Annotated in this window: 13 protein-coding genes; 6 read left to right on the top strand and 7 right to left on the bottom strand. The window is 60.0% G+C overall.

The window, feature by feature from the left end; translation table 11 throughout:
- The first annotated feature begins 14 nt into the window (after positions 1-14).
- Positions 15-722 (top strand): septal ring lytic transglycosylase RlpA family protein, encoded by a 708-nt coding sequence (locus PHX60_RS06405; protein WP_300075960.1) that lies wholly within the window; start codon positions 15-17, stop codon positions 720-722.
- On the opposite strand, the gene rlmJ is transcribed toward PHX60_RS06405, so the two are convergent.
- Positions 719-1612: a 23S rRNA (adenine(2030)-N(6))-methyltransferase RlmJ gene (gene rlmJ / locus PHX60_RS06400; RefSeq protein ID WP_300075958.1), complete on the bottom strand. Its 894-nt coding sequence runs from the start codon at positions 1610-1612 to the stop codon at positions 719-721. The genes PHX60_RS06405 and rlmJ overlap by 4 nt on opposite strands.
- Before the next feature lie 71 nt (positions 1613-1683).
- Here rlmJ and PHX60_RS06395 point away from each other — a divergent pair, with 71 nt between their 5' ends.
- Positions 1684-2166 carry an ImmA/IrrE family metallo-endopeptidase gene (locus PHX60_RS06395; RefSeq protein ID WP_300075957.1) on the top strand — a complete coding sequence of 161 codons (483 nt, stop codon included), beginning with the start codon at positions 1684-1686 and terminating at the stop codon, positions 2164-2166.
- Here PHX60_RS06395 and PHX60_RS06390 read toward each other — a convergent pair.
- Genes PHX60_RS06390 through PHX60_RS06380 form a run of 3 tightly spaced genes read right to left on the bottom strand, consistent with a single transcriptional unit; the run spans position 2158 to position 4358 of the window.
- Positions 2158-2829 carry a site-2 protease family protein gene (locus PHX60_RS06390; RefSeq protein ID WP_300075955.1) on the bottom strand — a complete coding sequence of 224 codons (672 nt, stop codon included), beginning with the start codon at positions 2827-2829 and terminating at the stop codon, positions 2158-2160. The two genes, PHX60_RS06395 and PHX60_RS06390, sit on opposite strands and share 9 nt — an antisense overlap.
- A gap of 17 nt (positions 2830-2846) precedes the next feature.
- Positions 2847-3482, bottom strand: coding sequence for an L-threonylcarbamoyladenylate synthase (locus PHX60_RS06385; RefSeq protein WP_300075953.1), 636 nt, complete (start codon positions 3480-3482; stop codon positions 2847-2849).
- A 12-nt stretch (positions 3483-3494) separates the two neighbouring features.
- A complete protein-coding gene (locus PHX60_RS06380; RefSeq protein WP_300075951.1) occupies positions 3495-4358 on the bottom strand; it encodes a 3',5'-nucleoside bisphosphate phosphatase in 864 nt (287 codons plus the stop codon).
- A gap of 70 nt (positions 4359-4428) precedes the next feature.
- On the opposite strand from PHX60_RS06380, the gene PHX60_RS06375 reads away from it, so the two are divergent.
- Positions 4429-6213: a methyl-accepting chemotaxis protein gene (locus PHX60_RS06375; protein ID WP_300075949.1), complete on the top strand. Its 1785-nt coding sequence runs from the start codon at positions 4429-4431 to the stop codon at positions 6211-6213.
- 30 nt (positions 6214-6243) lie between these two features.
- Here PHX60_RS06375 and recJ read toward each other — a convergent pair whose 3' ends face one another.
- On the bottom strand, positions 6244-7962 hold the full coding sequence (gene recJ / locus PHX60_RS06370) for a single-stranded-DNA-specific exonuclease RecJ (RefSeq protein WP_300075947.1): 1719 nt from the start codon (positions 7960-7962) through the stop codon (positions 6244-6246).
- 2 nt (positions 7963-7964) lie between these two features.
- Positions 7965-8894 (bottom strand): 16S rRNA (cytidine(1402)-2'-O)-methyltransferase, encoded by a 930-nt coding sequence (gene rsmI, locus PHX60_RS06365; protein WP_300075945.1) that lies wholly within the window; start codon positions 8892-8894, stop codon positions 7965-7967.
- On the opposite strand from rsmI, the gene PHX60_RS06360 reads away from it, so the two are divergent.
- From PHX60_RS06360 to PHX60_RS06350, 3 genes are read left to right on the top strand one after another with little or no spacing between them, the layout of a single operon-like run.
- Complete coding sequence (locus tag PHX60_RS06360; protein WP_300075943.1) at positions 8895-9296, top strand: YraN family protein; 402 nt, start codon at positions 8895-8897, stop codon at positions 9294-9296. It abuts the gene before it with no gap.
- 39 nt (positions 9297-9335) lie between these two features.
- The gene (locus PHX60_RS06355) at positions 9336-9914 is read left to right on the top strand and encodes an SIS domain-containing protein (protein WP_300076000.1); all 579 of its coding nucleotides are present in this window, start codon (positions 9336-9338) and stop codon (positions 9912-9914) included.
- 5 nt (positions 9915-9919) lie between these two features.
- Positions 9920-10618, top strand: a complete 699-nt coding sequence (locus tag PHX60_RS06350; protein WP_300075941.1) for a BON domain-containing protein — start codon at positions 9920-9922, stop codon at positions 10616-10618.
- Here PHX60_RS06350 and PHX60_RS06345 read toward each other — a convergent pair.
- Positions 10615-13539, bottom strand: coding sequence for an HD domain-containing phosphohydrolase (locus PHX60_RS06345; protein ID WP_300075939.1), 2925 nt, complete (start codon positions 13537-13539; stop codon positions 10615-10617). The genes PHX60_RS06350 and PHX60_RS06345 overlap by 4 nt on opposite strands.

Raw genomic sequence — 13539 nt, 5'->3', positions numbered from 1 at the left:
AAAGGCCCCGGCGCATGTCTTGCTTGTTCACCGCCCGCTGCTGGCGGTTTTTTGTTGCCCGGTTGTGGCTGTTTGCCACTCTGACCGGCGCAATGGGCTGGGCCAACGCTGAAGAGACTCTCGCAGAAGTGCCTGCGCCCACCACAGCGACGGCCACCACCACAGCGGAAGTGGAAGACGAAGACGAAAAGGCTGTTCAGGCCGCGCCCGACATCCCAGCAGATGCCTTGGTCGCCCCCACCTTGGGCCTGAAGCCGCCGACACAGGGCGCATTAACGCTGCCTAGCCAGTTGACGGCCCCGCCGGTGCTGTCCAAGCGCAAAATCAAGGGCGCGCGCCTGCCGCAGGTGGATTTGCAGTTTCCGCAAGAATACGGTTTGGCCTCGTGGTACGGTGCCAAACACCACAATAAACGCACCGCCAGCGGCGAGCGTTTCGATATGCACGACTTTACTGCCGCCCACCCTACGCTGCCGTTTGGTTCGCGTGTGTGCGTACGCAGTGCCCTGACCGGGCGTGAGGTAGTGGTACGCATCAACGACCGGGGTGGATTTGCTGGTAAGCGCGTGATTGACATCAGCCGTGCTGCAGCCGAAGCCTTGGGCATGGCCCACTTGGGCACCAAGCCCGTTACCGTACACACCCTGCCCGACGACAACAGCGGCTGCCCCGGCACTGATGCCGAAGAAGAACCAGAAGCCGACGACACCGCTGAAGATTAACTGCCCGACTCCAGCGTGTGCGCGGCATTGCGGTCTTGGGCCAGCAATTGCACCATTTGGGGTAGGGCGGCTTTGAGGCCGTCTTTCAGGGTGTAAGGCGGGTTAATCAAGAACATGCCACTGGCGGGCAAGCCGGGGCGCTTGGTTTGGCCGTCCAGGGTTTCGGTGATTTTGCTGGATTTGACGGTCAGGGTGGCGTGTAGCCAGCTCTTGCCCGCTTTTTGTGCCATCGTTTTGAGGCGGCGCGGCAAATCATGCGCTTCGGGGCGCGGAATAATCGGGTACCACACCGCATAGGTGCCGGTGGCAAAGCGCTTGAGGCTGTCTTGCACCATGTCCAGCACTTTGCCGTAGTCGGTTTTGAGTTCATAGCTGGGGTCACACAACACCAAGGCACGGCGCGAGGGTGGCGGCAAAAACTTCTTAATGCCCTCAAAGCCATCTTCGTGCAGCACGGCCACTTGGCGGCCTGCCTCTAACTGGGCTACATTGCCCGCCAGTGCGCGCAAATCAGACGGGTGCAGCTCAAACAGTTTGAGTTTGTCGCGCTCGCGCAGTAAACGTTGAATAATAAAAGGCGAGCCAGGGTAAATTTTGATGCCCGAGCCGGTATTGAAAGCGCGCACCAAATCCATATAGGCTTGCAGAGCGGGGGCCAGCGGCACATGGGCGGCTGCGGGCACGGCCAAACGCAGGATGCCGTCGGTGGCTTCGGCGCTGGTTTTGGCATAGTCACCATCGAGCCGGTACAGTCCAGCACCGGCATGGGTATCCAGCACCGTCAAGGCGGTGTCTTTTTCAATCAAGTGTTGCAAAGTGGCAATCAATACCGTGTGTTTGAGCACATCGGCATGGTTGCCCGCGTGAAAGGCGTGGCGATAACTGAACATGCTGCAATGGTAACGAGCATTGCACGCATTGGCACACCAGCACCCCAGCAACAACGCCGATAATCGTGCCTATGGTCATGTTGGCAGAAGGCATCCTCAAGCGGCACTGGAATCAATCGGTTCCGGTCGATGTCGCGCGCATTGCCCAAGGCATGGGCGTGGCCTTGGATTACAGCGACAGCCTGAGCGTCTGCGCCCATTTGCAAGTGAGCCTGCAAAACCAGCCGCGCCTCACGCTGTGCCAGCAGCACAGCCTAGCCTTGCAACGCTATGCCACGGCCCAAGCCTTGGGGCATGTGGCGTTGCACCACCTGCGCCCTGGCCTAGAGCGCCACATTGTGGTGACCGAAGATTTTGTTGTGGATGAAAACAGCCGCACCGAGCGCGAAGCCCACCAGTTTGCCCTGCGCTTGCTGATGCCCGAGGCGGTGTTGCGTTATTGCGTGCAAGAGATGGCGCTGCAAGACCTGCTAGAGCTGGCCGATATTTTTGATGTGCCCGCTACCTTGATGGGGTGGCGCTTATTGCACTGGCCTGCACCCTCTTCAGCGTAGCAACAGGGCCAGCGGTGTCAGTAGCAGTTGGATTACGCTATAACCCAGCGCCATCAGCGGACGCAACCAGACAGTGCCGACAATACCCGCCAGCACCAGCCCCATCACGATAAAAAAGCCCCAAGGCTCGATGCGCGATAACCAATGCGCTTGCTTCCAGGGCAGTAAACCGACCAAAATGCGGCCACCATCCAGCGGCGGCAGCGGAAACAGGTTAAACGCCCACATCACCAAATTGGTCAAAATACCAGCGCGTGCCATTTCCAAAAAAAAGCGCTCTTCTACCCTGGTGGCCATTAATAGCAACAACAGTGCTGCCCACAACAGGGCTTGAACAAAATTGGATGCTGGCCCGGCCAAAGCGACCCAAATCATGTCGCGCTTGGGGTTACGCAGGCGGCCAAAATGCACCGGCACCGGCTTGGCGTAGCCAAACAAAAAAGCGCCCGAGGTGGCAAAGTACAGCAGCAGGGGCATCAAAATCGTGCCCACCGGGTCAATGTGCTTGAGTGGGTTGAGCGTAATGCGCCCTTGCATGGCAGCGGTAGGGTCGCCAAAATGGCGCGCCGCATAGCCGTGGGCGGCCTCGTGTACCGTAATGGCAAACAACACCGGCAGGGCGTAAATCAGAACCGTCTGGATTAGTTGCGAAAAATCATCCACAGGGGCAGACTTTCTGCTTAGAGGCCAATGGCGGACAAGCTACCACGCCCTTGGCGCAGCACTACCGGGTCTTCGCCCTTGCCCATCGGGGTCAGGTCAATCACCGTGGTGGGCTCTGAGGGGCAGCCGCCCGCGTCAATGATGGCATCAATTTGCTGCTCGTAGCGGGCGCGAATCTCGTGGGCATCATTGAGTGGTTCGGTCTCGCCGGGGGCAATCAAGGTGGTGGCCAACAGCGGTGCGCCGTGCAGGTCAATCAGCATTTGCAAGCCCTTGCGCTCGGGCACACGCAGGCCAATGGTTTTGCGCGAGGGGTGGCTGACGCGCCGGGGCACTTCTTTGGTGGCCTCCAGAATAAAGGTGTAGGGGCCGGGGGTGGCCAACTTGAGCAGCCGGTATTGTTTGTTGTCCACCAGCGCATAGTTGGACAATGCCGACAAATCACTGCACAGCAGCGTCAGGTGGTGTTTTTCATCGACTTGGCGAATGCGGCGCAGGCGGTCCACCGCCTGTTTGTCGTCTAAGTGGCACACCAGCGCATAGCTGGAATCGGTGGGCACCGCCAAAATGGCCCCTTTTTGCAGCAGTGCAGCCGCTTGTTTGAGCAGGCGCTGCTGGGGGTTTTCGGGGTGAATTTCAAAAAATTGGGCCATAGCATCACACTTTCAATTGGGGTTTTGCACGCGCTGGTGCAGCAAATCCCACACCGGCAGCACATTGGCAGGCAAAGGAGGCAAGGTGCCCAAGTCTATGTTGGATTCATCGGGCGCATGGAAATCACTGCCACGCGAGGCGGCCAAACCAAACTCGCGCGCCATATCGGCGTAGATAGCGTATTCATGCACTGCATGGCTGCCGGTAACGACCTCGACCGCTTGGCCGCCATGCGCTTTAAATTCAGAGAATAGGGCAAACTCTTCGTTGGGTGTCAGGTGGTAGCGTGCTGGGTGGGCTATCACGGCCACGCCACCGGCTTGGGTAATCCAGCGCACCGCCTCGCCCAGCCCGGCCCAACGGTGTTCGACAAAACCGGGTTTACCTTCAGTCAGGTAGTGGCGAAACACCACATTGGTGTCGTGGCAGATGCCACTATCCACCAAAAAACGGGCAAAGTGGGTGCGCGAGACCAGCGCCGGGTTGCCCACATAGCGCAAAGCGCCTTCGTAAGCCCCGGCAATGCCCACTTGGGCCAGTTGCTCTGCCATGTCTTGGGCGCGCTGGTCGCGGCCCGCGCGGGTGTGGGCCAAACCTTGGGCTAAGGCTGTATCGTGCATATCAAAACCCAAGCCTACGATATGCACCGTCTCGTGGGCAAAACTGACCGAAATTTCGACACCAGTTAAAAAGGCCATGCCTTGCGCCAGTGCGGCGGCTTGGGCTTGGGCTAAGCCGCTGATTTCGTCGTGGTCGGTTAAGGCCCACAAATCGACACCCCGCTGGCGCGCGCGCAGCGCCAAGGCTTGGGGGCTGAGGGTGCCATCGGAGATGATGGAATGGCAATGTAAATCGGCGTTAAGGTAAGTGGTCACTGGATGATTTTAGGGCGTTGCTGGTGTAAAAATAGGCTTCGTAGAATTGGGGACACTAAAAGGCGTTTTTATGAATTTGAACAATATCCGCGTTGCCCACAAATTGTGGGGCGTTATTTTTGGGCTGCTGGTGCTGGTGCTGGGGGCGGCAGTGTTTGTGCAGCACCGCTCCACGCTGGCAATGGTGCAGGCTTTTGCCGAGATTTCACATTACGAAAGCGCAATTACCGATGCCACGCGCTGGTTGGGCTTGACCGAGGTAGTGACCGAGCGCACCGTAGCGGCCATTAACGTGCAATCTGCCGAAGCTTACAAATTTTTGCAACAAAAAAACGTAGCTGATTCGGCCAAAATTTCTGAAATCCAAAAACGTGCTGGCGAGCGCGCCCGCAGCGCGGCTGAAAAGCAAGCCCTAGAACGGGTAGCCCAAGCGCGCGCGCCAGCGCGGCAATTGCTGCAAAAAGTGCCCGAACTGAAAGAGGCCGGCGACTACGCTGCCACCTTTGCTTTTACCCAGCAAGAATTTATGCCAGCAGCGATGGCCTTGGTCAAAACGGTACAAGATTACATCAAAGTAGAAGAAGAAGAGCGCAATAAGGCGATTGCAGCGGCCCACGAGGCGCGCCAAAGTGCCGCTTTGGTGGGGATAGGCATTGCAGTCTTGACCGTGGTGGTAGGCCTGCTGCTGGCGGCAGCTTTGGTGCGCTCCATCATGGAACCCTTGCGCCAAGCGGTGCAAGCGGCCAATGCCATCAGCAGTGGAGACCTGACCCAACGCCTAGACACCCAGCGCCAAGATGAGTTTGGTGAGCTATTGCACGCGTTTCAGCAAATGTCTGACCGCCTGCGCGGTTTGGTGGGTGATGTACGCAGTGGCGTAGAGGCGGTGTCTGTGGCCTCGGGCCAAATTGCCACTGGCAACCATGATTTATCGGCCCGCACCGAACAAACTGCCGCCAATCTGCAAGAAACCGCGGCCAGCATGGAGCAGCTTACGGCCACCGTCACCCAAGCAGCAGATACGGCACGCCAAGCCAACCAGCTGGCCAGCACAGCGGCCCAAGCGGCTGAACGCGGCGGTGTGGTGGTGGAGCAGGTCGTCTCCAGTATGCAGCAAATCACTGACAGCTCGCGCAAAATTGCTGACATCATTGGCGTGATTGACGGCATTGCCTTCCAAACCAACATTTTGGCCCTGAATGCAGCGGTAGAAGCCGCGCGTGCAGGCGAACAGGGGCGCGGCTTTGCCGTGGTGGCCTCGGAGGTTCGCAGCTTGGCCGGACGCAGTGCCGAGGCGGCCAAAGAAATCAAGGCATTGATTAGCGCCTCGGTGGCCAATGTAGAGTCTGGCTCGCAGCAGGTGGCCCAGGCCGGTCAAAACATGACCGAAATTGTAGAAGGTGTGCGCCGCGTGACCGACTTGATTGGCGAGATTACCGCCTCGGCCACCGAGCAGCGCGATGGTATCGCCCAAGTCAATGTAGCCATTACCAACTTAGACCAAATGACGCAACAAAACGCGGCACTGGTCGAAGAATCTGCCGCTGCTGCTGGGGCCATGCGTGACCAAACCCAGCGTTTGGCCGAAGTGGTGTCGGTGTTCAATGTGGGCAGCAGCTACCACAGCAGCAATGCAGCGCGTCCCAATACGGCAGCGCGCCCGCCAGCACCGGCGCCGCGTGCGCCCAGCTTGCCCAGCCGTAAAACCCCAGCGGTAGCAGCCCCCACGGCCAGTAAGCCACGCCCAGCCATGCCAGCACCGGCGGCCAAGGCGCGCAGCAGCGCTTCAGCAGCGCCACGCTTGGCGGCAGCGCCAGCGCCCAAAGCCAACGACGATGATTGGGAAAGCTTCTGATTTTTGCCAGCTGCTGGCAACCTTGGAGCATTAAGCCTCTGCCGCGCCTTCCACCAAAAACTGCACTTTGCGTTGGCCTTGCCATTCGTTCACATCCAGCCGAAAGGCCAGCAGCACGCGCGCGGGTAGCTGCTCGGTGTGGCCAAACCAAATCGCATCGACCGGCTCGCCTTGGTGCTTGAGTTTGAGCGAGAGGTGTTTGCTGTCTTGGCCGACCAAGCGTTGGCTCAGCACTTCCACTTCTTCGCTAAAGGTGGGCGGGGCAAAGCCTTGGCCCCAAACTTCGCGTTGTAGCGTATCCACTACATCGGCGCGGCGGTAGGGTGCCGCCAAGGGGCCATCGGTTTCTAATTGGCGCGTCAGGGTGGCGGCATCCAATTGCTCTTGGGCGATTTGTGCCAGTCCTTGGGTAAAGGTGTCCAACTGCGCCCGGTCTATGGTGCAACCGGCGGCCATCGCATGGCCACCAAAGCGCAACAAGACACCCGGATGGCGTTTGACCAGCAAATCGAGTGCATCGCGCAAATGAAAACCGACAATCGAGCGCCCGGAGCCTTTGAGTTCTTGCTCTTTGCCCGGTGCGCCACTGACGGCAAACACAAAGCTGGGGCGATGGAGCTTGTCTTTGAGGCGCGAGGCCACAATGCCCACGACCCCTTCATGAAAGCCCTCGTCAAACACCGTGATGGCCGGGGGCGGGCTGTCTTGTGCGGCAAACAGGTTCTCGGCCAGCGCTTGCGCTTGGTCGCGCATACCGCCTTCAATGTCGCGCCGCTCGCGGTTGATGCTATCGAGTAATTTGGCCAATTCGTCCGCGCGGCTGGTATCGTCGGTCAGCAGGCATTCAATGCCCAAAGACATATCCGCCAACCGGCCTGCCGCGTTGATACGTGGCCCCAAAGCAAAACCAAAATCTTGGCTGTTGGCTTGGCGCACATCACGCCCAGCCACTCGAAACAAGGCGGCTATACCGGGCGGCATCTGCCCGGCGCGCACCCTTTGCAGCCCTTGGGCCACCAAGCGGCGGTTGTTGGCATCGAGCCGCACCACATCGGCCACGGTGCCCAAGGCCACCAAGGGCAATAAAGCATCCAAACGGGGTTGGTTGTGGGCCTCAAATTGGCCGCGTTGGCGCAGTTCGGCGCGCAAGGCCAGCAGCACATAAAACATCACGCCCACGCCCGCTAAACTTTTGCTGGCAAAGCTGCAACCGGGCTGGTTGGGGTTGACGACAGCATCGGCAGCGGGCACTTGGTTGGAGGGCAAATGGTGGTCGGTAATCAGCACCTGCATACCCAAAGCGTGGGCTTCATCGACTCCTTCGGGGCTGCCTATGCCGTTGTCCACGGTGATGAGCATGTCGGCCCCGCGCTCTTTGACACGCTGGGCGATGGCGGCTGTCAGGCCGTAGCCGTCCACCACCCGGTCGGGCACCAAATAATCGACCTGCTGCGCGCCCAACAGGCGCAGCCCTCGGATAGCAACGGCACAGGCGGTGGCTCCATCGCAGTCGTAATCAGCCACGATGCACAGGCGCTGGTTTTGTGCGATGGCATCGGCCAGCAAGGTGGCTGCCGCCTGTATGCCTTTTAGTCCTTGAGGCGGCAGCAGTTGGGCCAAGCTGGTATCGAGTTCTTGTGGCGTGCAGATGCCACGGGCAGCATACAACTGGGCCAGCAGCGGATGGATGCCCGCTTGCTCTAGCGCCCAAGCGCTGCGTGGGGAGGGGCTTCGGACAATGATTTGCATGGCTAAGCAGGATTTTTGGTGTCTGATTGGCGCAAGGCCAAAGCGCGCTCGTACAGCGCGTTGCGCGGCGCACCGCTGATTTGGGCGGCTAAGCGCACGGCGGTTTTGAGGGGCAGCTCGGGCAGCAGCAATTCCAACACCCGCTGGCCTTGGTCGGCTTCTTCAGGGGCAGCGACCGGGTGCAACAACACGACAAACTCGCCCCGACTGCGCTGGGTATCGGCTTGCAACCAAGCGGACAAGTGGGCGGCGGGCTGGGTGGTGATTTCTTCGAATTGTTTGCTGATTTCACGCGCCAGCGTGACCGGGCGCTGGCCCAGCACGGCCAAGGCTTGGGCCAAATCGGCAATGCGGTGCGGTGCTTCTAACAGTACGATACAGCGCGGTTCTGTGGCCAAGTCTTGCACGCTGGTGGCACGTTCTGCGCTTTTGACCGGCAAAAATCCGGCAAACACAAAACCACTGTCGGTACCTGCTGGGGCCACGGCCCCGGCGACGCTCAGGGCCGCTGTCACGCTGCTGGCCCCCGGCAGGGGCATTGCCCGAAAGCCTGCGGCGCGCGCGGCGGCTACCAAGCGTGCGCCGGGGTCACTGACACCGGGCGTGCCCGCATCGCTCAGATAGGCCACGCGCTGCCCGGCTTGCAAACGTGCCAGCACGGTTTGTGCAGCTTCTTGCTCGTTGTGCTGGTGCAGGGCCAGCATTTGCGCGCTGGTCTTGTCGATGCCATAGGCGCGCAATAGGCTTTGGCTGTGGCGTGTGTCTTCGCAGGCCAAAGTGTCGGCCAGTTGCAGCACATGCAGGGCGCGCAAAGTGATGTCGGCCAAGTTGCCGATGGGGGTGGCCACCACATACAAGGCGCCTTGGGGATAATGCTGTGCAGCCGCTGCATCGCGCGCGGCACTTAGAGCAGAAGCGAAAGATGCGCTCAAATGGAATTCCTCGGTAAAAAATCGACCGCCACGGCCCGCCCTACGGCCCAACAAAAAGGGCAAGCGGCAGAAGACCGCGCCTTGGCGCATTTACAAGCGGCAGGCTTGCAGCTGCTGGTACGCAATTATCGAACGCCGGGGCGCGGCGGTGGTGAAATCGACCTGATTGTGCGCGCCCCCGATGGCACGGTGGTGTTTGTCGAGGTGCGTAGCCGTGGCCGACGTGATTTTGGCAGCGCTGGGGCCAGCATTAATCTGGCCAAGCAGCGGCGCATTATTTTTGCAGCGCGCCATTATCTGATGCACCTGGCAGCGCCGCCGCCGTGCCGCTTCGATGCCGTGCTGCTCGATGGCGATGGCGACCAACTAGAGTGGATACGTGCCGCTTTCCATGTGGGCTAAATCTTCATGGTTAAAGGACGCAAAGGTATGATGCCCGCCATGCTAGAGCAACGCATCCAACAGCACTTTATCGACAGCGCCGACTTGCAATACCAAACCGCGCAAAATTTAGGCCAACCCATTGCTGCTGCGGTGCAAGCCATGTTGGCCTGCATTACCGGTGGCGGCAAAATGTTGACCTGTGCCAGTGGCCCTTCGGTGGGCCATGCTTTGCAGTTTGTGGGTTTTTGTTTGGCCGGTTTTGAGCGCGAACGCCCTGAGTTTGCTGCGCTGGCCTTGTCGGCCAACGGTGCTTTATTGGGCAGCACGCAACAGCCTTTTGCCCGCCAAGTGCGCGCACTGGGGCAAGCCGGAGATTTGTTGCTGGCGCTGTGCGTCGATGGCAACGATGCGGGCGTGCTGGCAGCGGTAGAGGCAGCCCACGAGCGCGATATGAGCATTGTGGCCCTGAGTGGCCGCAGTGGTGGCAGGCTGGCCTCGGTGCTGCGCGAAACCGATGTGCTGTTGTGTGTACCGCACGACCGCGCCGCACGGGTGCTAGAAGTGCATACCCTCATCATCCACTGCCTGTGTGATGGCATAGACGCACAATTGTTTGGTGAACCAGAAGAAGGCTAAGGCTGATGCAAAATTTCTTTACGCGCCGTGTTGGCATTTCGGCTTTGCTGGCCAGCACCTTGGTGGCCAGCTTGTCGGCCTGTGCGCCAGTGGTGCTGGGTGGTGTGGCTTTGGGGGGCATTGTGGCTGCCGACCGCCGCACCACCGGTGCCCAAGTAGAAGACGAAAGCATAGAAATACGCGCCGTCAATTTGCTGCATGGTCAATACGGAGACCGGGCGCATGTCAACATCACCAGCTACAACCGCCAAGTGCTGCTGACGGGCGAGGTGCCGACCGCTGCCGACCGCCAGCGCGCCCAAGAGTTGATTGGCAGCTTAGAAAACGTGCGGGCGGTGGTCAATGAATTGGCCGCCATGCCGCCCAGCACGCTGGCCCAACGTTCTAACGATACCTTTATCACCGGCAAAGTCCGTGCGAGTTTGGTCGATGCCAAAGACCTGACGGCCAACTCCTTTAAGGTGGTGACCGAGCGCAGTGTGGTCTATTTGCTGGGCCGCGTTACCCCGCGCGAAGCCCAACGCGCCACCAGTTTGGCCAGCGGCGTGACCGGCGTGACCAAGGTGGTGCGTGTGTTTGAGCCTCTGACAGAAGAGGAGCTGGCGCGCATGAGAATCATGCGCCCAGACATTGTGAGCAACGGCAGCGGCAACGGCAGCGGCAACGGCAGCGGCAACAACGGCAACAGTTCTAGCCCGCGCTAAGTTTCCAGCAGCTGCTCAATCGCCTTTAAGTCCACATGGTCCAATTGGGCTGCGGGCAAAAAGCGTTGGGCATAGTCTTGCCAGACACCGCTGTGCAAAAAGAACCTAAAGACTTCGGCATCAATATGCTGTTCTTTCACCATGCGCGCCATGATGGCCAGCGCTTCAGACAGCGTTTTGGGCGGCTTGTAGGGTCGGTCTGAGGCCGTGAGTGCCTCAAAAATATCCGACAGCGTCATTACCCGGTCGGCCAGCGTGAGCTGCTCGCCCTTGAGGCGGCGCGGATAGCCGCTGCCATCGAGTTTTTCGTGGTGCGAGCCAGCAATGGCCGGTACGCGCGCCAAGTGTGGCGGAAACGGCAGACCACTAAGCAAGATGATGGTTTGCACGATGTGGTCGTTGATTTTGAAGCGGTCTTCGTCGGTCAGGGTGCCACGGCGCACGGCCAGGTTGTGCAACTCGCCCAAGTGAACTTCTTGGGGCGGCAAGTCCATGTTAAAGCCCCAGCGGTTGGCTGGGTTGTCTGCCTCTACTGGGGGGCGGCGGGTGCCCCAAGGCACGATATGTTCTGGCCGGTCGGCCAGCAAAAACTCGGTCGTGGGCAGTGCTGGGGGTGGCACATCGCGCAGCCGCTCATGCTCGGCGCGCGATAAGCCAATGCGGTCGTCAAAATAGCGCTGCCAGCACTGCGCGCCAATAGCGTGCAGGCGCTGTACATCCGCCGCCGCCATAGACTCGCCGCCCACGTTGCTTTGGGCGACAAAGGCAAAATCGGCCTGCAACTGTGCTTGTCTGGCTTGCAGTTGCTGCTGCAACTGTGCCGGGTCTGCGCCAGCAAGCTGCTGCTGGTAACCATCTAGCTGGGCATCGCGCCACAGCACTTCAAAGCGCATACGCACTTCGTGGATGCGGTTGTAGAGGGTTTCTAGCTTGGTGGCCTTGTCAATGATGTGTTCCGGGCTGGTGACTTTGCCGCAGTCGTGCAACCAAGCGCCTAGGCGAAACTCGTACATCTCGGCCTCGGTCATGGAGACCTCGGCAAACGGGCCTTCGCGTGCATCGCACATGCGCTGCATCAGGGCATCGGCCAACTGGGGCACGCGCTCGCAATGGCCGCCGGTGTAGGGGCTTTTGGCATCAATGGTGTCGGCCAGCACCCGAATCACGGCATCAAACAGCTTGCGCTGGCCTTCAATCAGGTTGCGCGTCTCAATCGCCACGGACAAGGTGCCCGAGAGCTGCTCGACAAACGCGCGAAAGTGTCCGTTGCCGCCGCGCTGGTCTTGCACATGGCGCAGCACCAACAGCCCCAAGGGCTGGCCGCCGCGTGTGTGCAGCTGCACGCGCAAGACTTGTTGCGCGGGTGCATCGGGTGTATCGGGTGCCGCCTCAGAATCGCCCGTTTGGGGTTGGGCATAGTTGATAAAGTGCGCCATGCCCAGCTGCTCAGGGTACAAAGGCTGCTCTTCGGGGTTGGCGCAATAGCGGGCGTTGCGCTCTAGGCTGCTGCCAGCGCTATCGACCAAATACACCGCACCGCTGCTGCAAATGCTGGCCTGCACCAGTTCATACAGCACGTTCGATAGCATCACATCTAAACGCGATTCAGCACTGATGTGGCAGCTGATGTGCAAAAACTTCTCGATAGCGTCGGACATGCGGTCTATCACCAGCCCGAGTTCGCGCACCTCGCGCACCGAAGAGGTTGCCCGCTCGGGGCGACGAAAATCAAACTGCGCCAGCGCATGGGCCTGTTGCGCCAAGTCGGTCAAGGTGCGCCCCAAGCGCCGCCCAGCCATCCAGCCCAAGGGCAGCAGCAAGGCCAGCAGCCCCAAAGAGTACAACACTTGGCGACGCAAGGTCTGGTTTAAATCCACCAGCAACTCGGCTGTCGGTATGGCCAAGAGCAGCTTGAGGTTGCTCCAGCGTGGCGACTGGAGCGGCTGCACCTGCCCCAGCCACTCTTCGCCTTGGGCCTCAAAGCGGCGCGACTCGCCCTGTGGTACGCCCTGCGCGTACAAAGTTTGCAAGCTGGCCACCCCCAACTCGCTCAGGGGACTCATCCGGGTTTGGTGGCCATCGTAGTGCAATACGCGCGACATATCCGGGTAGGCCAGCACGCGCAGGTCTTGGCCCAACACGGCAATTTCGGTGCGCGGCATCAGGCGCAAGTTGCCAATCTCGTGGCCCAAATCGGTCAGCGCTACATCCAAGCCCAGTACGGCCCCGCCTTCTTCGCTGGGTTGGCTCAGGGTCACGCCCACTTCTTGCGTGGTAAAAAATACATAAGGGGTGGTTAGGATTTGGGTTTTGCTTTGCACCACTTCGGCATACCACGGGCGGGTGCGTGGGTCAAAATGGTAGTCTGGCCGGATGGAGGTGGCCAGCAGCTTGAGTTGTGCATCGTAAAAATAAAAGCGCCCCACCAAAGGTGCGCCCCGGCCCTGTTCTTGTGCGATGGATTGCAATAAAAACGCCGTATTTTCCGGGGCATCCATGCGCGCGCGCAAAGCGGCGTTACGCAGCGGGCGTACCAGTAAAAATTGCCCATTGGGGTAGCCCACATACACCGCCGACAATAGCTTATTTTGCTGGAGCAGACGCACCAGCACCGGCAGGCGGTGTAGGCGTTGGGCCAAGCTGGTGGCGCTAGAGATGGGGTCAAACGCCAATAGGCGCAAGGTGGCATCTGCCGGATCGACAATGCGGTGAACGCGCTCGCTGATGAGTTGGCCAATGCGCTGTGCGCTATCGCTAGAGGCCGTCATGATGGCCTGACGGGCGCTGGTGCTGAGCTGGTAGGCCATCAGCGCCGTCAGCAGCAACATAGCCAGCACCACCACGCAGGCAGTCAGTACCTCAAAGCGAACCGAGATGCGCCGCCACCAAGGCAACGCCGCTACCGTAGCAACACTGCCCAC

Source organism: Giesbergeria sp., from assembly GCF_028686475.1.
Lineage (GTDB): Bacteria > Pseudomonadota > Gammaproteobacteria > Burkholderiales > Burkholderiaceae_C > Simplicispira.
This window is presented reverse-complemented; position numbering and strand designations above follow the sequence as displayed.